The organism is Sphingomonas kyeonggiensis, from assembly GCF_014204495.1.
Taxonomy (GTDB): domain Bacteria; phylum Pseudomonadota; class Alphaproteobacteria; order Sphingomonadales; family Sphingomonadaceae; genus Sphingomonas; species Sphingomonas kyeonggiensis_A.
Window position 1 is genome coordinate 307,043 of sequence record NZ_JACHLN010000004.1, and the last position, 19,415, is coordinate 326,457.

The window sequence follows — 19,415 nt, forward strand, 5'->3', positions numbered from 1 at the left end:
AGCCCCTCCCCTTCAGGGGAGGGGCTTTGAAATACTTACCGCCGCCGCTCGAAGATGCGGATGCCGGGGCCCAGGTCGTTCTGCCCGAGTGGCCCGACCTGCCCGGTGAAGTCCGCCACGAACGCCGGATTGCCCGGCGCCCCCGGTGCCAGTGTCGCGGTATTCCCTTCGATGCGCAGGCCGGTCGACGGATAGGTCCGTCCCTCCGCCGCGACCACGATCAGGCCCGAGCTGTTCTCCTTGCGCGGCCCCTGGACGAAGGTGTTGCCCGCGATCAGTCCGGTGCCGCCTTCGCTCAGGTCGATCATGTAGTTGGTCTTGTTGCCCTTCGAATCGTCGAAGCTGTTGCCGGTGATCGTCACCCGGCGCGCGCGCAGCTTGACGTAATGGCCGCCGGTACCGCGCTCGAAGCGCGAATTGGTGACGACCACGTCGCCGTCCACCGCGAGATAGATCGAATGGCTGCAATTCTCGGTCTCGCACTGGCCAAGGCCGGCGAAAGTGGTGTGATCGATCGTGATCCGGCGCACCGTCTCGTGACCGCCGCCAAGGATGCCTTCCTGGCTGTCGAGGAACATCGAGTTGGTGACGGTCAGGTCGCCCATCTCGATGCGGATGCCGGCGCCATTGCCGTCGGGGACCGAGAAGCCGCGAAAGACGATGCCGTCCACCACCGAGCCACGGCCGCGCAGCACGAAGGCGGCCTTTTCCTCGCACACCTGGTTCTCGAAGATCGCGGTGCCGGGCTGGACCGCCTTGAAGGTGATCTTGCCGCCGGTCTGCACCGTGCAGTCATGATAGGTGCCCGGCGCGATCAGGATCGTCGCCGTACCATCGCGCACCGCATTCACCGCATCGTCGAGCTTGGCGAAGCCCTGCCCGGTCTCGGCGATGACGAAGGGCGCGCGCTGCTGCTGGGCGGCGGCGGGCGCGGCGATGAGCACGAGGGCGGCGAGGGTCGGCATGCGCATGAGGAAGGTATGCGCTCGCGGGGTTAAAATTCCTCCCCGAGCTTGTCTCGGGAAGGAATTGAGTCAACGCAGCGTCTTGATGATCCCCGAGAAGTCGAGACCGGCGCCGTCACCGTCGACGAACGCCTGGTAGAGTTCCTCCGCCCGCGTACCCATCGGCACGTTCGCGCCGACGCTCGCCGCCGCCTCCAAAGCCAGCTTGAGGTCCTTGAGCATCAGCGGTGCCGCGAACCCGCCCTGATAGTCGCGGTCGGCGGGGCTTTCGGGGCCGACACCGGGGACCGGGCAATAGCTGGTCATCGACCAGCTCTGGCCCGAACTGACCGAGGCGATGTCGTAGAAGCGCTGGGCGTCGAGCCCCAGCTTCTCGGCGAGCGCAAAGGCTTCGCAGGTGGCGATCATCGTCGCGCCGAGGATCATGTTGTTGCAGATCTTCGCACCCTGCCCCGCCCCGCTGGCACCGGCATGGATCACCGCCTTGCCCATGTCCGCCAGGAAGGGCTCGGCGCGGCCGAACGCCTGTTCGGTGCCGCCGACCATGAAGGTCAGCGTGCCGGCATTGGCCGCGGCGATCCCGCCGGAGACCGGCGCGTCCACCGCCATCAGCCCCCGCGCGGTCGCCGCCTCGGCGACGCGGCGGGCGGTATCGACGTCGATCGTCGAGCAGTCGATCAGGATCGCGCCGGGTGCGGCATGATCGAGCAGCACATCGGCATAGGTGGCTTCCACATGCCTGCCGGCGGGCAGCATGGTGATCACCGCCTCGGCTCCGTCCACCGCCTCCACCGCACTGGCGGCAGGCAGGCAGCCCGCCGCCCTGGCCTTGTCGAGCGCGTCCTGGCTCAGGTCGAAGGCGCGGACGTCATGCCCCTTCTTCGCGAGGTTCGCGGCCATGCCGCCGCCCATATTGCCCAGGCCGATAAATGCTACGCGTGCCACTTGGGATATCCTCTCTTCTTATTCCCCTCCCGCTTTTGCGGGAGGGGTTAGGGGAGGGCACTTCCCTTCCCCGGCAGGTTACAGGCCCTCCCCCCGCCCCCTCCCGCGAAAGCGGGAGGGGGAGAAAGAAGGTTTTACTTCCCCGTCCAGTTCCCCGGGCGCTTCTCGACAAATGCCGTCATGCCTTCCTTCTGGTCCGCCGTGCCGAACAGCGCGTGGAAAAGCCGGCGCTCGAAGGCGACGCCCTGGGCGAGGCTGGTCTCGAAGGCGGCGTTGACCATCTCCTTGTTGGCCAGCACCGCGAGCGGCGCCATGGCGGCGATCGCCTGCGCCGTCTTCACTGCTTCCTCGACCAGCTCCGCAGCGGGCAGGATGCGGCTGACCAGCCCGGCACGCTCGGCCTCCGCCGCGTCCATCATCCGGCCGGTGAGGCACATCTCCATCGCCTTGGCCTTGCCGACCGCGCGGGTGAGCCGCTGCGAGCCGCCCATGCCGGGCGAGACCGCCAGCTTGATCTCGGGCTGGCCGAACTTCGCGTTGTCACCCGCCAGGATGAAGTCGCACATCATCGCCAGCTCGCAGCCACCGCCCAGCGCATAGCCGGAAACCGCGGCGATGATCGGCTTGCGGGTGCGGGTGAACACGTCCCAGCCGGCGAAGAAGTCATGGCCGTACATGTCGGCAAAGCCCTGGGCCTGCATCTCCTTGATGTCGGCGCCGGCGGCGAACGCCTTCTCGCTGCCGGTGATCACCGCACAGCCCTGCGACGGATCGGTGTCGAACGCCTTCATCGCATCGAGCAGCTCGGACAGGATCTGGCTGTTGAGCGCATTCAGCGCCTGGGGGCGGTTGAGGGTGACGAGCGTCGCGGCGCCGCGCTGCTCCACCTGGATCGTTTCGTAGTTCGACATCAGTTCCTCCAGAAACCGTCACCCTGAACTTGTTTCAGGGTCCAATCATCCATTCGCGACACCGTCGCCCGTTGCGCCCTTGGATGCTGAAACAAGTTCAGCATGACGCTGCAGATTCAGGCCGGAGACCACATCTCTCCCGCCGGCAGCGGCGCGAAGATCGCATCGAGCATCGCGTCGCTGACGCCCTCGAGCGTAGCGGGTTTCCATTGCGGCGCATTGTCCTTATCGACGATCAGCGCGCGGACACCCTCGATGAAGTCATGGCTCTGCGCGACGCGGCCACCGATGGCGAACTCCTGCGCCATTTCCTCGGCGAAGCTGGCCTTGGCCCGCCCCTCACGGACGAGGCGGAGCGAGACCTTCATCGATTGCGGCGACTTGGTGCGCAGCGTGGCGAGCTGGGCAGCCGCCCATTCGCCGCCATCGGCCTCGAGCGCGGCGAACACGCCTTCCACCGTGTCGGCAGCGAAGAGGCGATCGATCGCCTCACGGTGCGCGGCGATGCGCGGCTCCGGCGCCGGGACGGCCAGTTCGGCCAGGATCGCCTCGACCGCAGCCGGATCGGCCGCGATGCGTGCCTTGGCGTCTTCCAGTGCCGCAGCAGGCAGATAATGGCTCGCCAGGCCCAGCGCGGCGCATTCGGCGCCGTCGAGCCGGTGGCCGGTCAGCGCCAGATATTCGCCAGTCTTCCCCGGCAGGCGCGACAGGTACCAGCCGCCGCCCACATCCGGGAACAGGCCGATGCCGGTCTCCGGCATGGCGAACTTGGTGTTCTCGGTCGCCACCCGGTATTTCGCCGGCTGCGAGATGCCGACGCCGCCGCCCATGGTGATGCCGTCCATGAAGGCGACGATCGGCTTGGCATAGGTGAACAGCGCGTGGTTGAGCTGATACTCGACGCGGAAGAAATCGCGCGCCTGGCTGCCGTCGCCGGCACCGCTCTCCGCGATCATGCGGATATCACCGCCGGCGCAGAAGCCGCGCCCCTCGGCATGATCGATCAGCACGATCTCAACGGCGGGGTCATCCCGCCACGCCGTCAGCGCATCGAGCATCGCGCGGCACATGCCGGTGTTGAGCGCATGGATCGCCTTGGGCCGGTTGAGCCGAATACGGCCGGCCTTGCCTTCGATCTGGATCAGGACATCGTCGGTCACTGGCGGGTAAGCTCCCGGCCGACGATCATCCGCATCACCTGGTTGGTGCCCTCAAGGATCGAGTGGACGCGCAGGTCGCGCCAGAAGCGCTCGATCGGATAGTCCATCAGATAGCCATAGCCACCGTGCAGCTGGAGCGCGCGGTCGACCACCGAGCTGCCGGTGTCGGTGGCGAAGCGCTTGGCCATCGCGGCGAACTTGGTCTTGTCGGGCGCGCCCGCGGTGACCTTGGCGGCGGCGAGATAGAGCAGCGCACGCGCCGCCTCGAGCTCGGTCGCCATGTCGGCCAGGACGAACTGGGTGTTCTGGAAGTCCGCGATCGGCTTGCCGAACTGCTGGCGGTCCTTGGTGTACTTCACTGCCTCGTCGAGGCAGCGCTGTGCGCCGCCCAATGAGCAGGCACCGATGTTGAGACGACCGCCGTCGAGGCCCATCATCGCGAAGCGGAAGCCTTCGCCTTCACCGCCGACGCGGTTCGAGACCGGCACGCGGACATCCTCGAACGTCACCTGGCGCGTCGGCTGCGAATGCCAGCCGAGCTTGCGCTCGTTGGCGCCGAAGCTGACGCCCGGCATGTCCTTCTCGATCACCAGGCACGAAATGCCCTTCGGCCCCTCCTCGCCGGTGCGGACCATGGTGACGTAGATCTCGTTCTCGCCGGCACCGGAGATGAACTGCTTCGATCCGTTGACGACATAATGATCGCCGTCGCGCACTGCCCGCGTCTTGAGCGCGGCGGCGTCGGAGCCCGAGCTCGGCTCGGTCAGGCAATAGCTCGCGATCCGCTCCATCGTGATCAGCGACGGGAGGTACTTCGCCTTGAGCTCCGCGCTCGCGAAGGTGTCGATCATCCAGCTCGCCATGTTGTGGATCGAGATGAACGCGCTGGTCGAGGGACAGCCATAGGCCATCGCTTCCATGATCAGCGCTGCCTCGAGCCGGCCGAGGCCGATGCCGCCGCTTTCCTCCGAGACGTAGATCGACGCGAAGCCCAGCTCGGCCGCCGCCTTGATCGTGTCGCGCGGGAAGATGTGCTTCTCGTCCCACTCCGCCGCGTGCGGGGTGATCGCATCGGCGGTGAATTTCCGCGCCATCTCCTGGATGGCGAGCTGGTCGTCGGTGAGGTCGAACTGGGTCATTGTGCTTTCTCGTGCAGCACCCGCTCGGCAAAGAGCGGGTTGGCGATCTTCAGGTCGTTGCGGTCGTAATAGCGGGGCGGCGGGATCTTCTTCTCCCAGGCCATCTGCTCGGTGAGCGTGCCGTTGGTCCAGGGGACCTCGGGCATCGCCAGGTAGATCGGATCGGCATAGGCCAGGTCCGGCGTGATGATCTCCCAGCCGTCGCGCCGAAGCGCGTCGATCAGGTCGCCGATGAACAGCGCGGCGATGTCAGTCTCGTGGAGCAGCATCACATGCGCGGGCGAACGACCGATCGTCTTGATCGCCAGCTCGTCGGCAAAGTCGGCTGCCTTCACATGGCTCTCGACATAGAGATCGCGCAGCCCCTCCATGTCGATCGTCTTGCCCGCCTTCTTCGCGGCGATCGTCAGACCCTCGATATTCCAGTCGGACGCCTCGGCAGTGACATGGCCGTTGCGGATGCCGCGCGCGGCCAGGCCGGCGCGGATGGCGGCGACCTTGGCCTTGTCCGGCCCGCCTTCGTCGAGGAAGGGGAAGCGCAGCCAGCGCCGTGAATTGGGCTGCTTGTCCAGCCAGGCCTGCGCCTTGCCGACCTGGTCGAGGAACTCCTCGGCGCTGACCTTGGACAGATGCGGGTGCAGCCAGGTGTGGTTGGCGAGCACATTGCCGGCAGCGACATAGGCGCGGATGCGGCGCATCGCGGCCTTGCCGGCCGCACCATTGTCGATCCGGCCGGGATTGAGGAACAAAGCGACCTGACTGACCCCGCGCGAGCGCAGCACCGCGATCAGCTTGCGGGTACGCTCGTCCTCGCTGAGGAAGGCACCGGCGCCGCGCGGCACATCATCGAAGCTGAAAGCGATCCGCTTGGCGGCCGCCTGCACGGGCTGCGCGCCGGCGTTCGACACCGGATCGGCCCGCACGGCAAGCATCAGCGCGCCGATGAATAGCAGCAGCCGGATCATTCGCTTCTCCCCTTCGAAGACGGCACCAGCCTAACCGATCCGGCCCCCGCCTGTCGCGCCACAAGGGCACGGCGTGCGTCCCGGATCGGCGCGGCCGATCAGCCCATCGTCGGGATGATGAAGGCGCTGTCGCCCGTACCGCCGCCATCAGGCCAGCGCTGGGTGACGGTCTTCACCTTGGTCCAGAACTTTACGCCTTCCATGCCGTGCTGGTTGGTGTCGCCGAAGGCCGAGCGCTTCCAGCCGCCAAAGGTGTGATAGGCGACCGGCACCGGGATCGGCACGTTGATGCCGACCATGCCGACATTGACGCGGGCGGCGAACTCGCGGGCGGCGTGGCCGTTGCGCGTGAAGATGGCGACGCCGTTGCCGTACTGGTGATCGCTCGGCAGCCTGAGCGCGGTCTCGAAGTCCGGCGCGCGGACGATCTGGAGCACGGGTCCGAAAATCTCTTCCTTGTACGCCTGCATATCCGGCGTGACGCGGTCGAACAGCGACGGGCCGATGAAGAAGCCCTGCTCATGGCCCTGGAGCTGGAAGCCGCGGCCGTCGACGACGAGTTCGGCGCCTTCATCGACACCGGTCTGGATCCAGTTCTCGACGCGCTGCTTGTGCGCGGCGTTCACCACCGGGCCGTAATGCGCCTCGGCATCGGTGGAGACGCCCACGCGCAACGCCTCGATCGCCGGGATCAGTTTCTCGCGCAGGGCATCGGCGGTCTTGTCGCCGACGGGCACGACCACCGGCAGCGCCATGCAGCGCTCGCCGGCCGAGCCGAAGGCGGCGCCGGAGAGATCGGCGACGACCTGGTCGAGATCGGCATCGGGCATGACGATGCCGTGATTCTTGGCGCCGCCCATCGCCTGGACGCGCTTCCCGGCCTCGACGCCGCGGCGATAGACATAATGGGCGATGTCCGACGAGCCGACGAAGCTCACCGCCGAGATCGCCGGATGGTCGAGGATCGCGTCGACCATCTCCTTGTCGCCGTGCACGACCTGCAGGATGCCCTCGGGCGCCCCCGCTTCAAGCATCAGCTCGGCAAGGCGGACCGGGACCGACGGATCACGCTCGGACGGCTTGAGGATGAAGGCATTGCCGCAGGCGATGGCGACGCCGAACATCCACATCGGGATCATCGCCGGGAAGTTGAACGGGGTGATGCCGGCACCGATGCCGAGCGGCTGGCGCATCGAATAGACGTCGATGCCCGGGCCTGCGCCCTGGGTGTATTCGCCCTTCAGCACATGCGGGATTCCGCAGGCGAATTCGATGACCTCGAGGCCGCGCTGGATATCGCCCTTGGCATCGGCGATCACCTTGCCATGCTCGGAGCTGAGCAGGTGCGCCAGCTCGTCCATGTTCTTCTCGACCAGCGCCTTGAAGGCGAACATCACGCGAGCGCGGCGCTGCGGGTTGGTCGCGGCCCAGCCGGGCTGGGCGGCCTGGGCGGCAGCGATCGCCTTGTCGAGATCGGCCTGGCTGCCGAGCTGGACCTGCGCCTGTACCTGGCCGGTATTCGGGTTGAACACCTCACCGGTTCGGGCACCCGCGCCGCCGTTGTGGCCGACGATGACATGGTCGATGTTACGCACCATATTTCTCCTGCTTCGGGCTCTTGCGGCCCGACTCACTGTGTAATTTAATTACGCAGTGGCACAAGAAACGGTCGCTGTCACGCGCCGCTCGATGGAGCGCCTCACTGGGTGGCGAAGCCGATCGGCACGGGGAGCAGCCGGCCATTGGCATCGCCGATCACCATCACCTCGATCCCGAACGCCTGGCGCAACTTCTGATGCTCCAGCACGTCGCGCGCCGGTCCGAAACCGAGCATCCGCCCCTGGCCGAGCAGCAGCACATCATCGGCCAGTCGGGCAGCGAGCACGGGATCGGCGAGCGTCACCACCACGCCCATTCCCTGCTGCGCGGCGGCACGCAGCTGGCCGATGCGGGCGAACTGGGTAACCGGGTCGAGCATGCTCAGCGGATCCGCGGCGAACAGCCAGCTCGGCTTTGCTCCGATCGCATCCGCAAGATCGGCAGGCCCCCTGCCGAACAAACCGCGCCGGCCCTCTCCCAGCAACGTGAACGCAGCGGCGCGCTCGCCCTTGGTGAAGCGGCCGATCAACCGCCCGCCCAGCCGGATCTGCCCGGCATCGAGATCGACTCGTCCGGCAAGCGCGCGCAGCAGCAGCGCCTTGCCCGCGCCCGCGCCGCCCAGCACTACCGTTACCCGGCCGGGCTCAAGCACTGCCTCGACGCCGTCGATCACGCGCTGGTCACCGTGGCTGAGCGCCAGATTTTCGATGCTGAACTTCATGGCCTCCCCTAGCCAGCGGCGAATGACGCCATGGTTACAGCCGCGTCCGCGATTTTTCGCAAGAAATCGCCCGTAACCCGCGAAAAAATGCGCATTGTCTCGGTACTGTAACGCTAGGCTAAGTGGGCATTTACCAAGTGCCTCCTATCCGGCAGCCAATGTCTCTTGCCGATCCCCCTGCGCCCCGCGGCACCTGGCTCACCGAGCGCGAGCTCAACCCGCCATTGCTCACGCTCACCGACACGATGTGGCGGGCGGCCGAACTGTTCGGCAGCGACCCCGAGCTGCGCCTCGTTGCGATCGTCGACGCGCAGGAGCGCCCGCTCGGCGCGATCTTCGAGAAGGATGTGCGGCGACTGCTGCTCAATCCCTTCGGCCACGCGCTGATGCGCAATCCGTCCTACGGCGCTGCGGTATCGCGTTATGTCCGCGCCTGCCCGGTCGCGGAGATGAGCGACGACATGGGCCGGCTGATGGAGAGCTATCGCGCGTCCGGCGGCAGCGAGGGCATGATCCTGGTCCGGAATGACCGGGTGCAGGCGACGGTGAACAACCGCCGCCTCGTCCATCTCGCCGCGGAACGCGAAGTCGCGGTGGCACGGGCGCAGGTCGAGCGCGCCGCGCGGATCGAAGCGGCCAGCAGGCGCTTCGAGGCACAGGTCGAGGCCCTGTCGCGCGACATGGGCACGCTCTCGACCGAACTCGAGGAGGGCGCGCTCGCGACCGCCGACCGGGCCAGTGGAGTCGGCGACCGTGCCGTCGCCGTCGCGACCGCCGCCTCGCAGACCAGCGACAACATGGCCGAGATCGCCGCGCGCGGCCGCGACCTGGCCGGCGCGCTTGCCGGCATCGCCCACAATACCAGCGACGCGCGCCTGGCAGCCTCGGCGGTCTCCCAGCTGGTCGAGACCGGCAGTGCGCGCACCCGCGACCTGCTCCACTCCGCCCAGTCGATCGATTCGGTGATCGGGCTGATCAGCGACATCGCCCGGCAGGTGAACCTGCTCGCGCTCAACGCCACGATCGAGGCGGCCCGTGCGGGCGAGGCCGGGCGTGGCTTCACCGTGGTCGCCAATGAAGTGAAGCAGCTCTCCACCCAGACCGGCATCGCGGCGGACCGGATCACTGCCCATGTCCGCGAGATTCGCGGCGGGATCGACGAAGTCGCCGCAGGCCATGAGCGAGTCGAGCAGGCGATCGGCGCGATGGCTACCCTGGCCGACGCCGTGGAGGGCGCGGTCGCCCGGCAGGAAGAGGCGACACGGACGATCGCCCGCAACGTCGATGAAGCCGTGCATGCCAGCACCGGCATCCAGCGCGATATCGAAGCGATCGGCGGCACCTCGCTCGACGCCTCGAGCCAGGCCCGGGCGATGCGCGAAGTGGCGGTCCGGCTGCATGACGGCGCCGATGCGCTGTCGGGCCAGGTCCATGCCTTCCTGGCGGAGCTGCGCGTTGCTTAGCGGTCAGGGGGCCTAGCCCCTAGCGGTGATGATCTCGACGCGGGCCGGCATGCGGACCTGGCCGTCCTCGAGATGCCTGGCACAGACCTCGGTCAGGCGCGCATGCGCCCGCTCGCGCACCTCTGCGGGTGCATCCGCCAGCGGCGCGGCCATCGAAGAGGATGCGAGCAGGAAGGCCGCCGCGGCGGCAGGCGTGTCCCCCGGCACCGGCAGCGCACACTGCACGCTGCGGCTCGCGGCATCGCGGAACCCCGCCCCTTCCAGCAGCGCGATCAGCTTCGCGGGATCGCCATAGCGGCAGGGACCCGGCGCATCGGGATCGCTCGCTGCCACGTCCATCACCGAGGCGATCGTCCCGCGAAGCTGCGCCATGAAGCCGACCTCGGCGGCCGGGCCCCATACGGCAAAGGCAAGCTGCCCGCCCGGCGCAAGCCAGTGACGCAGATTGGCGAAGGCGGCAGCGGGGTCCTCGAAGAACATCACGCCGAAGCGCGAAGCGAGCCGTTCGAACGGGCTCTCGGGCCGGTATCGCGAGACATCGGCCTCGACGAAGCGCGCCACATCGCCTGCGCGCGCCGTGGCGGCGGCAACCAGGTCCGGCGAGATGTCGAAGCCGGTGATCTCGCTGCCTGCCGGCGCGGCGGCGGCAATGGCGCGGGTGGTACCGCCCCCACCACAGGCGATCTCGCCGATTCGGCAAGGCGCATCGAAGGCCAGCGCTTCGACAAACGGCGTGTCGATGGGCGCCAGCAGCGCCTCCATCCCGTCCAGCTTGTCCCGCCACAGCGCGCCGCGTCCACTCGCCCAGTCATAGCCGGACTCGGAAAAGGTTTTCTGCATGGGGCAAGGATGCGCCAAAGCGGCACGCGGCGCCAGCGCGGACAAAGAAAAAGCCGCCAAGTCATTGACCTGGCGGCTTTTCTATATGGTGGGCGCGGCAAGGATTGAACTTGCGACCCCTGCGATGTCAACACAGTGCTCTACCACTGAGCTACGCGCCCATTGGCCTGTCGGCCGAAACGGGAAGCGGGCCTCTAGCGGGACTTTTCGAACCGCGCAAGCACCCTAATTCAATTAAATCCGGCATTCTCCGCTTCGAACAACCGATCGACCTCGAGAACGAGGTCGCGCAGATGGAAGGGCTTGGAGAGGACCTTGGCCTGCGGCACCTGCTTGCCGGCCTTGAGCGTGACCGCCGCAAAGCCGGTGATGAACATGACCCGCATGTCCGGCGCGATCTCGCTAGCCTTCTGGGCCAGCTCGATCCCGTCCATCTCGGGCATCACGATGTCGGTGAGCAGCAGGTCGAAACGCTCAGCCTCGAGCAGCGGCATCGCCGCCGTGCCGCGATCGACCGCACTGACCGCATAGCCCGAGCGCTCAAGCGCCCGGGTAAGGTATTCCCGCATCACGCGGTCATCCTCGGCCAGCAGAATTCGGATCATGTTTCCCCACTCGAAATCAACAGGGCTCCTCCTATACCGCAAGCCCTTAAGATTTTGCGCCCTTATCCTATCCCACGGCATTGCGGCGAGGCCAAGGCGCGCATAGTCATGGCGTCGTGACTGAAGCGACCTTCGTCCGCCATGGCCCCGCCGAGCCGCTGAGCCCGGTGATCCTGTCGGTGCCGCATGCCGGACGCGACTATCCCGACGCGCTGCGCAGCGCGATCCGCGTGCCGCTCGCTGCGCTGCGCGCGCTGGAGGATCGCCATGCCGATGCGATCGCCCTGGCCGCCCGCCGTGACGAGACCCTGTTCGTCGCGACCCGCGCCCGTGCCTGGATCGATCTCAACCGCGCCGAGCATGAGCGCGACCCCCGCCTGGACGACGGCGCCTGGCCGCACGGCGCGCCGCTTTCCGCCAAGATCCGCTCCGGGCTGGGGCTGGTGCCGCGCCGGGCGGGCAGCGCGGGCGACATCTGGCAGCGCCGGCTGACCGCCGACGAGGTGCAGCAGCGGATCCATGCCGATCATCGCCCCTGGCATGCCGCGATCGAGGCGGCACTGGCCGCGGCGCGCGTCCGCTTCGGCGTGGCGGTGCTGCTCGATGTGCATTCGATGCCCTCGCTCGGCGACCCGGGCATCGCGGCACGGCTGGTTCCCGGCGATCGCTTCGGCAAGTCGGCAGCGGCACGCTTCCTCGGCCGGATCGAGGGCGTGGCGCGGGCGCATGGCGTGCGGACCACGGCCAACACCCCCTATTCGGGCGGGCATATCCTGGAGCGCCACGGCAATCCGCGGCGTGGCATCCACGCGATCCAGCTGGAGTTCGACCGGTCGCTCTATCTCGATTCGATGCTCGACCAGCCAGGGCCCGGGCTCGACGCTGCGGTGCGGCTGCTGCGCGACATCATCGATGCGGTTGCCGACGAGGCACTGCCGGGAGCGATCGCGGCGGAATAACGCTCAATCGCGGCGCGCGATCTCCGCTTCAAGCCAGTGGATGCGCTTGTGCCACTGCTTGGCAGCCTTCGCTCCCTCGACAATCGTCAGGCGGCTGTGCGCACGCGCGAGCTCGGCCTCCAGCCCAGCAAGGCTGAGCGCCGCCAGTTCGTCGTCACGGTGCGGAACCCCGGATCGCTTGCCCATGCGACCAGTCTGCCGCGCGTCGAGGGCCAGAGCAACGGCACATAAAAAACCACCTCGTGGTTACCCACGAGGTGGCCAAGGTTCAGGGAGGAGACACGCCCGAGGGCGTGCCGTACGGCTTCGCGAAAGGGGGGACACGACGCCGTACAAGACCAAATATAATTGGGGGGTCGATTAGTTCAAGGGGCTGCGGGCGAACGTTCTCGCAGAAAGATCAACCGTTTCGGCGGATCCCGGGCAGCATGCGCGCGAGCACCTGATCGCGGAGCAGGAAATGGTGCCGCAGCGCCGCGGCGATGTGGATCACCACCAGCGCCGCCATCAGATAGCCGAGCAGCTCATGCGCTTCGTGCGCATTGTGCGCCACGGCGGGCGTTGCCGGCAGCACCGGAATCTCGAACAAGCCGAACCAGTTCACCGGGCGCGGCTTCTCCGGATTGGAGGAAAGCAGCCAGCCGCTGATCGGCAGGATCAGCATCAGCGCATAGAGGATGAAGTGGACAAGGTGCGCCGTCGCCTTTTCCCAGGCGGGCAACAGCTCGGGCAGATGCGGCGGCTTGTGGGTGAGTCGCCAGGCGATCCGGCCCAGCGTGAGCGCCAGCACGGCCATGCCGAGCGACTTGTGCAGCGGCATCACGCCCCACGCCCGCGGCATCGCGTCGTGGAACAGGCCGATGATCAGGTTGACGAGGATGAGCGCGGCGATCGACCAGTGGAAGGCGATCGCCCCCCGGCTGTACCGACCGCCGCGCTCGATCATTCTCAGGCGGTCGGCTGCACGAGCTGCGGCTCGGGCATCTTGCCCTGGCGCAGCTGACGGCCGAAGATGTCGCGCATCAGGCCCAGCGAGAACAGATGGGCGTAGATGAGCGGCAGCATGCCGTTCTGCACGATCTTGCGCAGCTGGTCGCCGCGCAGCTCGTTGAGCTTGTTCTCGTCGATCATCATGAAGCCGCGATAGACGAAGGGCTGAGCCGCGCCGTCCGGCTGGATGGTGACTTCACCGTCGATCAGCAGGTCGAGCTCCTTGAGCTCCTTCATGAACTGCCCGGTGCGGGCGCCGGCCTGCTCGAACTGCTCGTTGAACTGAAGGATGTTCTTGGTGGTCTCGCTCGGCTCGCCGTTGACGAACAGGGCCTCGCCCTCCTCGAACGCGCCCACGGTGTCCGTGGTCGGGTCGAAGCAGAGCGACAGCTCGTCGCTGTCCGGGCGCAGGCGCGCCAGCAGATACGGATAGCGGCGGATATAGGCCGGGACGTAGAAGTTCGGCTCGTTGAGCGAACCGTCTTCGTCGAAGAAGGTATTGATGCCTTCGTTCAGGCCCATCAGTGCGAGCGGCACCGGCTCTTCGCCCTGCGAGAAGACGATCGGCATGAAACGCTGCACCAGCGGGAATTCCTCGACGGTGACGGGAACCGCGTGCTGCTTCGCAAGGAACGGCGCCTTGTCGGCCGAGCGAATCTTGAAATCGGCGTGCTGCTGGCTCGAAAGCGGCTGCAGGTCATTGTAAAACAGAGGCAGCGACTGCTGCGGGGCGGAAGCCATCCTAAATCTCCTGGGAACAAAATGCTGGTATCTGGAATCCCGATTGGCGGGTCTATGGGTTGTCAGCCTCGGGCGCAAGCGCCACCAGCTTGCCCGGATTGAGGATTCCGCGGGGATCCAGTGCCATTTTGATCGCCTTTAGTGCCGCGATGCGCTGCGGCGGGCTCAAACGCACCAGTTCGTCACGCTTCATCTGGCCGATGCCATGCTCGGCCGAGATCGATCCGCCTTCGGCCACCACCATGTCATAGACGAAGCGGCTGACCGCCTTGCCGTCGCCCGCGTACCAGCTGTCGCGATCGACGCCGGCGGGCGCGCGGACGTGGAAATGGACATTGCCGTCGCCCAGATGCCCGAAGCCGGTAGCGGTGACGCCGGGAAAGCGACGCTCGGCCGCCTCCGCCGCCTTGACCATGAAGCCCGGCATCTTGTCGACCGGCACCGAGATGTCGTGCTGCATCGCCGGGCCGAGCGCTCGCTCTGCCTCGGAGATCGAATCGCGGATGTGCCAGAAGGCCTCGACCTGCGCCTCGCTCGACGAGATCACTGCATCCTCGGCAAGCCCGCTCTCGAATACCGGCTCGAGCAGCTGCCCAAGCAGCGCGGCGGGCGGTTCCGCACCGGCTTCGGTGGCGACCGATTCGATCAGCACGTGCCAGGCATGTTCACCGGCGAGCGGCGAGCGGGTGCCCGGAATATGATCCAGGACATGCCGCAGGATCTCGCCAGGGATGATCTCGAAGCTTTCGATCGTGTTGGTCCGCGCCTCCATCAGGCGCAGCATCCGGAGCGCATCCTCCGGGCTCGCGACGCCCACCCATGCGGCCGCGCGCTCGAGAATCGCCGGATGGAGCTGCAGCGTCGCGGCCGTGACGATGCCGATCGTCCCCTCCGCGCCGATTAGCAGCTGGGTGAGGTCATAGCCGCGATTGTCCTTCTTGAGCGGCGTCAGCCCTTCATAGATCGAGCCATCGGGCAGCACTGCCTCCAGCCCAGCGACCAGGTGTCGCATGTTGCCGAAGCGCAGAACCTGGGTGCCGCCGGCATTGGTGGAGACCAGCCCGCCGATGGTGGCGCTGCCCTTGGCGCCCAGTGTCAGCGGGAACCGGCGCCCCTGTTCCAACGCGGCATTGTGGAAGTTGGCCAGGATCACCCCCGCCTCGACCACCGCGACATTGCCCACCGGATCGATCGAGCGGATCGCGTTCATCCGGCGGGTCGAGAGCAGCAGCGCCGATCCGTCCTCGGACGGGGTCGCGCCACCGACCATGCCGGTATTGCCGCCCTGGGGCACGATCTTCACGCCGAGTTCGCCGGCAAGCCGGATGATTTCCGCCACTTCAGCGGTCGATCCCGGCGAGAACAAAGCCGGGGCGCTGCCGTGATAGCGGCCGCGCCAGTCCGATTCCCAGGGCGCGATTTCCCGGGCGTCCGTGGTGACCGCCTTGGCGCCAAAGCGCTCCAAAACGGTATCGACGAGCTGCTGCTGCGCTGGTGTCATGGCATTTTTGGGCTAGCACGATGGCCGGCAGTTCATCCACTGTTCAAACCTGGGTCGTACATAACAAACACGAAATGCCGAATCCGTTTTCCGTCGCCTCCAGCCTGCTGCTTGTCGTCGCCGCTCCCGCAGCGGCGCCTGCAGGCGCGCCCGACTGGGATGCGGTACGGGTGGCGTTCCAGCAGGACCAGCAACAACAGCAACAGCGGGTGACGATCCAGGTGCCCCGCGTCACCATCACCAGCAGCGCCACCATCGTGGTGCGCCGCGCCCCGCGCGTGATCGAGAAAAAGACCAAGGACTGCGTGAAGGTCCAGGACATTGCGGGCTTCGCCGGCGTCAACACGCAGGAAAGCGTGGACCTGGTGCTGCGCGACGGCTCGCTGCTGCGTGCCAAACTGGGCCGCAATTGCCCGGCGCTCGGCTTCTACAACGGCTTCTATGTGAAGACGAACAAGGACCAGAAGATCTGCGCCGGCCGCGATTCGATCCGCACCCGCGCGGGCCGCTCCTGCGACGTAGAGGCCTTCAAGACGCTGGAATTGGCACGTTAAGCGCCTCAGCGCTTGACTTTCCTCACCAAATCCGCAAGCGCGTGAAGGCTTCGCGCGTGGGCCAGCCACGCCGATTTTCCGGAAAATTGCATGAGCTTTGCCGATCTCGGCCTTTCTGACGAACTTCTGCGCGCAGTGACTGACGCGGGCTATACCGAGCCCACGCCCATTCAGCGCCAGGCCATTCCAAGCGTGCTGATGGGCAAGGACCTTGTCGGCATCGCCCAGACGGGCACGGGCAAAACCGCCGCATTCGTGCTGCCGATGATCGACATCCTCGGCGAAGGGCGCACCCGCGCGCTGATGCCGCGCTCGCTCATCCTCGAGCCGACGCGCGAGCTCGCTGCCCAGGTCGCCGAGAATTTCGAGAAGTACGGCACCCACCACAAGCTCTCCATGGCGCTGCTGATCGGCGGCGTGCAGATGGGCGATCAGGTGAAGGCGCTGGAGAAGGGCGTCGACGTCCTCATCGCCACGCCGGGCCGGCTGATGGACCTGTTCGGCCGCGGCAAGATCCTGCTCACCGGTTGCAACCTGCTGGTGATCGACGAGGCGGACCGGATGCTCGACATGGGGTTCATTCCCGATATCGAGGAAATCTGCACCAAGCTGCCGAAGCAGCGCCAGACCCTGCTCTTCTCGGCAACGATGCCGCCGGTCATCAAGAAGCTGGCGGACAAGTTCCTGAACGATCCCAAGCGGATCGAGGTCGCCCGTCCGGCGACTACCAACACCAACATCACCCAGCGCATCGTCGAGACCACCTCGATGAAGAAGCGCGAGACGCTGCGCCAGCTGCTCGAGGCGGACAACGTCCAGACCGCGATCATCTTCTGCAACCGCAAGACCACGGTGCGCGAGCTCAACAAGAGCCTGCAGCGCCACCGCTTCCGCTCGGCCGAGATCCATGGCGACATGGAACAGCCGCAGCGCCTGGCCGAGCTCGACCGCTTCAAGAAGGGTGACGTGAACATCCTCGTCGCCTCGGACGTCGCTGCGCGCGGGCTCGACATCAAGGGCGTCAGCCACGTCTTCAATTTCGACGCGCCCTGGCATCCGGACGATTATGTCCACCGCATCGGCCGCACCGGCCGCGGCGGCGCCACCGGCACCGCCTACACGCTGGTCGCGCCGGACGATGCCGAGAACATCGCCAATATCGAGAAGCTCACCGGTCACAAGATCGAGCGCGTGCGGCTGAAGAACCCGGCTCCCGCCGCCGAGGGCGACGAGGTACGCGAGGAAGCGCCGCGCGGCCGCCGCCGCAAGGCCGAGGACGAGAAGAAGCCCGCGCGCGGCAAGAAGGCCGAGCCGAAGCGCGAGGAAACGCGTCGCGACGAGCCCCGTCGGGAAGAGCCGCGCCGCGAGGAATTCCGCCGTGAAAGCCGCGACGAGCAGCCCCGCCGCGATCGTGGGCGCGACCGCCGCCGCGACGAGCGCGACGATGGTCCCGACGATGGCTGGAACGGCCCGATCCCGGACTTCCTGAACTACACGCTCGCCGCCGAATGATCCGCCGCGCCGGGCTGCTGCTCGCGCTGACCGCGCTGGCGCTGCCCGGCACTGCCCTTTCGCAGACGACGGCAGCGCCCCGGCTCAAGGCGCGCACGCTCGCCCAGCTGCCGCTGCCCCTGCCCGCGCCCTATGATCCGTCGCGCGATGCCGAGAGGGATGTGGACGCCGCGCTCGCCCGCGCGAAGAAGTCCGGCAAGCCGTTGCTCATCGATTTCGGCGCCAACTGGTGCGTCGATTGCCGGGTCCTGGCCGGCGTGCTCGAACTGCCCGAGATGCGCACCTGGATCGCCAGGCATTTCGAGCTGGTTCAGGTCGATATCGGCGCGTTCGACCGCAATCTCGACATGCCTCGCCGCTTCGGCGCTTCCTCGCTCGAGGCCGTTCCCGCGATCCTGGTGGTCGATCCGCGCACCCGCCGCCTGCGCAACCGCGACGACATTCTCGGCATGGGCGATGCGCGCCTCCTGCAGCCCCAGCAAATGGCCGACTGGCTGGCACGCTGGACGCGATGATCGAGTATGTCCCGATTATCGAGAGCCCATGCATCGGGCTCTGCACGATGGACGGCGCCACCGGCTGGTGCCTCGGCTGCGGTCGCACGATCGACGAGATCGCGCGCTGGGGCTCGACCGACCAGGCCGATCGCGACGCGGTGACGGCCGAATTGCCGGCACGGATGAAAGTGCTGGAGGGCTAGGCCGTATCGCAACCGGATACGCGCTTGGCCAGCAGTTCCCCGGCGAAGGCCGGGGCCCAGTTGCAATGTCGCTCGTGAGGCTCCGGCGCCATCAATAGTGCGCCGAGGCTGGGCCCCGGCCTTCGCCGGGGAACTGGTGATCAATATGATCCGGACCGCTAAGCCTCCACGCCGCTCGCCACGCCCTGCGCCTGGTTGCGATTGGCGCACTGGCCGGCAAGGAGCAGCAGCACCAGTACGAGCGCCAGGTTCAGCGGCCAGCGCACGAAGCCGACATCGCGCTTCCTTGCCAGTCGCTTGCCGAAGAACACGCCCAGCGCGATCATTCCGCCATATACCAGAAGATACCCGATAACGGTTCCGGCCAGGCGGCCGGCATCATAGGCTGCCGAGTGGTCCACTCCGCCCTCCCCCATTTTCCGTCAGTTTGCGAACGCATGCCTCCGGCGCGTCACATGCCGCACGCGCCGGAGAGAACAGTCAGGCCGGCGCCTTGGCCGCTTCCAGCTCCGCCGCCAGCGCATCGTCCTTCGCGCCGGCGCGCTGATAGGCTTCCCGGCTGCTCAGCCGGCTGAAATAGTCCAGAAAGGCATCGCGCTTCGGCAGCGTGCCGAACATCGTGCCCCAGCCGACCGCCGAGCCGACATAGATGTCCGCGGCAGTGAAGCGATCACCCGCGATATAGGGATGCGCCGACACCGCCTTCTCCAGCACATCGACGGCCAGGTCGTAATTGCCATAGCCGAACATCCGGCCCTGATCGGCCGACGGCTCGAACTTGGCGAAGTTGTTGGTCACCGCCTGCTCGACCGGGCCGGCCGCGAAGAACAGCCAGCGATAATAGTCCGCCCGCTCCTCCGCCGTGGGCGCCAGCCCCGCTTCGGGAAACGCCTCGGCCAGATAGGCGCAGATCGCCGCGCATTCGGTGACGACCCGGCCCTTGTGGACGATCGCCGGCACCTTCCCCATCGGGTTGATGCCGAGATAGTCCTCGCCCTTCATCGTCGTGCCATATTCGACGACCTGCGTTTCATAGGCGGCACCCACCTCTTCCAGCGCCCAGCGGGCAATCCGCCCGCGCGACTGGGGATGGGTGTAGAAGATCAGTTCGTCTGCCATGGCCTGCCTCCGAATCGTCAGAACAT

22 protein-coding genes and 1 tRNA gene are annotated in these 19,415 nt (G+C 67.0%); 6 read left to right on the plus strand and 17 right to left on the minus strand.

Features of this window, described 5'->3' with window-relative positions; genetic code table 11:
• Positions 1 to 35: 35 nt before the first annotated feature.
• The 8 genes from HNP52_RS20495 to HNP52_RS20530 form a co-directional block, all read right to left on the minus strand.
• A complete protein-coding gene (locus tag HNP52_RS20495; protein WP_409372659.1) occupies positions 36 to 965 on the minus strand; it encodes a right-handed parallel beta-helix repeat-containing protein in 930 nt (309 codons plus the stop codon).
• Positions 966 to 1,034: 69 nt separating this feature from the next.
• On the minus strand, positions 1,035 to 1,910 hold the full coding sequence (mmsB, locus tag HNP52_RS20500) for a 3-hydroxyisobutyrate dehydrogenase (RefSeq protein WP_184170002.1): 876 nt from the start codon (positions 1,908 to 1,910) through the stop codon (positions 1,035 to 1,037).
• Between the two features lie 134 nt (positions 1,911 to 2,044).
• The gene (locus tag HNP52_RS20505; RefSeq protein WP_184170005.1) at positions 2,045 to 2,821 is read right to left on the minus strand and encodes an enoyl-CoA hydratase; all 777 of its coding nucleotides are present in this window, start codon (positions 2,819 to 2,821) and stop codon (positions 2,045 to 2,047) included.
• A 116-nt stretch (positions 2,822 to 2,937) separates the two neighbouring features.
• Positions 2,938 to 3,981, minus strand: coding sequence for an enoyl-CoA hydratase/isomerase family protein (locus HNP52_RS20510; RefSeq protein ID WP_184170008.1), 1,044 nt, complete (start codon positions 3,979 to 3,981; stop codon positions 2,938 to 2,940).
• On the minus strand, positions 3,978 to 5,120 hold the full coding sequence (locus HNP52_RS20515) for an acyl-CoA dehydrogenase family protein (protein ID WP_184170011.1): 1,143 nt from the start codon (positions 5,118 to 5,120) through the stop codon (positions 3,978 to 3,980). The genes HNP52_RS20510 and HNP52_RS20515 overlap by 4 nt, the downstream gene beginning before the upstream one ends.
• Complete coding sequence (locus tag HNP52_RS20520; protein WP_184170014.1) at positions 5,117 to 6,085, minus strand: polysaccharide deacetylase family protein; 969 nt, start codon at positions 6,083 to 6,085, stop codon at positions 5,117 to 5,119. The genes HNP52_RS20515 and HNP52_RS20520 overlap by 4 nt, the downstream gene beginning before the upstream one ends.
• A gap of 98 nt (positions 6,086 to 6,183) precedes the next feature.
• On the minus strand, positions 6,184 to 7,680 hold the full coding sequence (locus tag HNP52_RS20525) for a CoA-acylating methylmalonate-semialdehyde dehydrogenase (protein ID WP_184170017.1): 1,497 nt from the start codon (positions 7,678 to 7,680) through the stop codon (positions 6,184 to 6,186).
• Positions 7,681 to 7,784: 104 nt separating this feature from the next.
• Positions 7,785 to 8,405, minus strand: coding sequence for an ABC transporter ATP-binding protein (locus tag HNP52_RS20530; protein ID WP_184170020.1), 621 nt, complete (start codon positions 8,403 to 8,405; stop codon positions 7,785 to 7,787).
• 158 nt (positions 8,406 to 8,563) lie between these two features.
• Here HNP52_RS20530 and HNP52_RS20535 point away from each other — a divergent pair, with 158 nt between their 5' ends.
• Positions 8,564 to 9,868, plus strand: a complete 1,305-nt coding sequence (locus tag HNP52_RS20535; RefSeq protein WP_184170023.1) for a methyl-accepting chemotaxis protein — start codon at positions 8,564 to 8,566, stop codon at positions 9,866 to 9,868.
• A 12-nt stretch (positions 9,869 to 9,880) separates the two neighbouring features.
• On the opposite strand, the gene HNP52_RS20540 is transcribed toward HNP52_RS20535, so the two are convergent.
• From HNP52_RS20540 to cpdR, 3 genes are all read right to left on the minus strand, one after another.
• Positions 9,881 to 10,708 (minus strand): trans-aconitate 2-methyltransferase, encoded by an 828-nt coding sequence (locus HNP52_RS20540; RefSeq protein ID WP_184170026.1) that lies wholly within the window; start codon positions 10,706 to 10,708, stop codon positions 9,881 to 9,883.
• Between the two features lie 86 nt (positions 10,709 to 10,794).
• Positions 10,795 to 10,869, minus strand: a tRNA-Val gene (locus tag HNP52_RS20545).
• A 69-nt stretch (positions 10,870 to 10,938) separates the two neighbouring features.
• Complete coding sequence (gene cpdR / locus HNP52_RS20550; protein ID WP_184170029.1) at positions 10,939 to 11,313, minus strand: cell cycle two-component system response regulator CpdR; 375 nt, start codon at positions 11,311 to 11,313, stop codon at positions 10,939 to 10,941.
• Positions 11,314 to 11,429: 116 nt separating this feature from the next.
• Here cpdR and HNP52_RS20555 point away from each other — a divergent pair, with 116 nt between their 5' ends.
• Positions 11,430 to 12,272, plus strand: coding sequence for an N-formylglutamate amidohydrolase (locus HNP52_RS20555; RefSeq protein WP_311768521.1), 843 nt, complete (start codon positions 11,430 to 11,432; stop codon positions 12,270 to 12,272).
• Between the two features lie 3 nt (positions 12,273 to 12,275).
• On the opposite strand, the gene HNP52_RS20560 is transcribed toward HNP52_RS20555, so the two are convergent.
• The 4 genes from HNP52_RS20560 to HNP52_RS20575 all read right to left on the minus strand — a co-directional run bounded on the left by HNP52_RS20560 (position 12,276) and on the right by HNP52_RS20575 (position 15,504).
• On the minus strand, positions 12,276 to 12,458 hold the full coding sequence (locus HNP52_RS20560) for a hypothetical protein (RefSeq protein WP_184170032.1): 183 nt from the start codon (positions 12,456 to 12,458) through the stop codon (positions 12,276 to 12,278).
• Positions 12,459 to 12,672: 214 nt separating this feature from the next.
• On the minus strand, positions 12,673 to 13,218 hold the full coding sequence (locus HNP52_RS20565; RefSeq protein ID WP_184170035.1) for a cytochrome b: 546 nt from the start codon (positions 13,216 to 13,218) through the stop codon (positions 12,673 to 12,675).
• Positions 13,219 to 13,220: 2 nt separating this feature from the next.
• Positions 13,221 to 14,003 (minus strand): SapC family protein, encoded by a 783-nt coding sequence (locus HNP52_RS20570; RefSeq protein ID WP_184170038.1) that lies wholly within the window; start codon positions 14,001 to 14,003, stop codon positions 13,221 to 13,223.
• 52 nt (positions 14,004 to 14,055) lie between these two features.
• Complete coding sequence (locus HNP52_RS20575; protein ID WP_184170042.1) at positions 14,056 to 15,504, minus strand: FAD-binding oxidoreductase; 1,449 nt, start codon at positions 15,502 to 15,504, stop codon at positions 14,056 to 14,058.
• 20 nt (positions 15,505 to 15,524) lie between these two features.
• Here HNP52_RS20575 and HNP52_RS20580 point away from each other — a divergent pair, with 20 nt between their 5' ends.
• The 4 genes from HNP52_RS20580 (at position 15,525) to HNP52_RS20595 (ending at position 18,270) form a co-directional block, all read left to right on the plus strand.
• The gene (locus tag HNP52_RS20580) at positions 15,525 to 16,058 is read left to right on the plus strand and encodes a hypothetical protein (RefSeq protein WP_260396284.1); all 534 of its coding nucleotides are present in this window, start codon (positions 15,525 to 15,527) and stop codon (positions 16,056 to 16,058) included.
• Between the two features lie 90 nt (positions 16,059 to 16,148).
• Positions 16,149 to 17,570, plus strand: a complete 1,422-nt coding sequence (locus tag HNP52_RS20585; RefSeq protein ID WP_184170044.1) for a DEAD/DEAH box helicase — start codon at positions 16,149 to 16,151, stop codon at positions 17,568 to 17,570.
• Complete coding sequence (locus tag HNP52_RS20590; RefSeq protein ID WP_184170048.1) at positions 17,567 to 18,085, plus strand: thioredoxin family protein; 519 nt, start codon at positions 17,567 to 17,569, stop codon at positions 18,083 to 18,085. The genes HNP52_RS20585 and HNP52_RS20590 overlap by 4 nt, the downstream gene beginning before the upstream one ends.
• Complete coding sequence (locus HNP52_RS20595) at positions 18,082 to 18,270, plus strand: DUF1289 domain-containing protein (RefSeq protein WP_184170051.1); 189 nt, start codon at positions 18,082 to 18,084, stop codon at positions 18,268 to 18,270. The genes HNP52_RS20590 and HNP52_RS20595 overlap by 4 nt, the downstream gene beginning before the upstream one ends.
• A gap of 158 nt (positions 18,271 to 18,428) precedes the next feature.
• Here the strand turns inward: HNP52_RS20595 and HNP52_RS20600 are convergent, their stop codons facing one another.
• Both HNP52_RS20600 and HNP52_RS20605 read right to left on the minus strand, forming a co-directional pair.
• Positions 18,429 to 18,671, minus strand: a complete 243-nt coding sequence (locus HNP52_RS20600) for a hypothetical protein (RefSeq protein WP_184170054.1) — start codon at positions 18,669 to 18,671, stop codon at positions 18,429 to 18,431.
• A gap of 79 nt (positions 18,672 to 18,750) precedes the next feature.
• Complete coding sequence (locus HNP52_RS20605; protein ID WP_184170056.1) at positions 18,751 to 19,389, minus strand: glutathione S-transferase family protein; 639 nt, start codon at positions 19,387 to 19,389, stop codon at positions 18,751 to 18,753.
• Between the last annotated feature and the right edge of the window lie 26 nt (positions 19,390 to 19,415).

Excerpts from the sequence above, each read along its gene's own strand:
- HNP52_RS20495 (WP_409372659.1), bottom strand. The coding sequence starts at position 965 with ATGCCGACCCTCGCCGCCCTCGTGCTCATCGCCGCGCCCGCCGCCGCC.
- HNP52_RS20505 (WP_184170005.1), bottom strand. The coding sequence starts at position 2,821 with ATGTCGAACTACGAAACGATCCAGGTGGAGCAGCGCGGCGCCGCGACG.
- HNP52_RS20515 (WP_184170011.1), bottom strand. The coding sequence starts at position 5,120 with ATGACCCAGTTCGACCTCACCGACGACCAGCTCGCCATCCAGGAGATG.
- HNP52_RS20520 (WP_184170014.1), bottom strand. The coding sequence starts at position 6,085 with ATGATCCGGCTGCTGCTATTCATCGGCGCGCTGATGCTTGCCGTGCGG.
- HNP52_RS20530 (WP_184170020.1), bottom strand. The coding sequence starts at position 8,405 with ATGAAGTTCAGCATCGAAAATCTGGCGCTCAGCCACGGTGACCAGCGC.
- HNP52_RS20535 (WP_184170023.1), top strand. The coding sequence starts at position 8,564 with ATGTCTCTTGCCGATCCCCCTGCGCCCCGCGGCACCTGGCTCACCGAG.
- HNP52_RS20540 (WP_184170026.1), bottom strand. The coding sequence starts at position 10,708 with ATGCAGAAAACCTTTTCCGAGTCCGGCTATGACTGGGCGAGTGGACGC.
- cpdR (WP_184170029.1), bottom strand. The coding sequence starts at position 11,313 with ATGATCCGAATTCTGCTGGCCGAGGATGACCGCGTGATGCGGGAATAC.
- HNP52_RS20560 (WP_184170032.1), bottom strand. The coding sequence starts at position 12,458 with ATGGGCAAGCGATCCGGGGTTCCGCACCGTGACGACGAACTGGCGGCG.
- HNP52_RS20565 (WP_184170035.1), bottom strand. The coding sequence starts at position 13,218 with ATGATCGAGCGCGGCGGTCGGTACAGCCGGGGGGCGATCGCCTTCCAC.
- HNP52_RS20570 (WP_184170038.1), bottom strand. The coding sequence starts at position 14,003 with ATGGCTTCCGCCCCGCAGCAGTCGCTGCCTCTGTTTTACAATGACCTG.
- HNP52_RS20575 (WP_184170042.1), bottom strand. The coding sequence starts at position 15,504 with ATGACACCAGCGCAGCAGCAGCTCGTCGATACCGTTTTGGAGCGCTTT.
- HNP52_RS20580 (WP_260396284.1), top strand. The coding sequence starts at position 15,525 with ATGGCCGGCAGTTCATCCACTGTTCAAACCTGGGTCGTACATAACAAA.
- HNP52_RS20585 (WP_184170044.1), top strand. The coding sequence starts at position 16,149 with ATGAGCTTTGCCGATCTCGGCCTTTCTGACGAACTTCTGCGCGCAGTG.
- HNP52_RS20590 (WP_184170048.1), top strand. The coding sequence starts at position 17,567 with ATGATCCGCCGCGCCGGGCTGCTGCTCGCGCTGACCGCGCTGGCGCTG.
- HNP52_RS20595 (WP_184170051.1), top strand. The coding sequence starts at position 18,082 with ATGATCGAGTATGTCCCGATTATCGAGAGCCCATGCATCGGGCTCTGC.
- HNP52_RS20605 (WP_184170056.1), bottom strand. The coding sequence starts at position 19,389 with ATGGCAGACGAACTGATCTTCTACACCCATCCCCAGTCGCGCGGGCGG.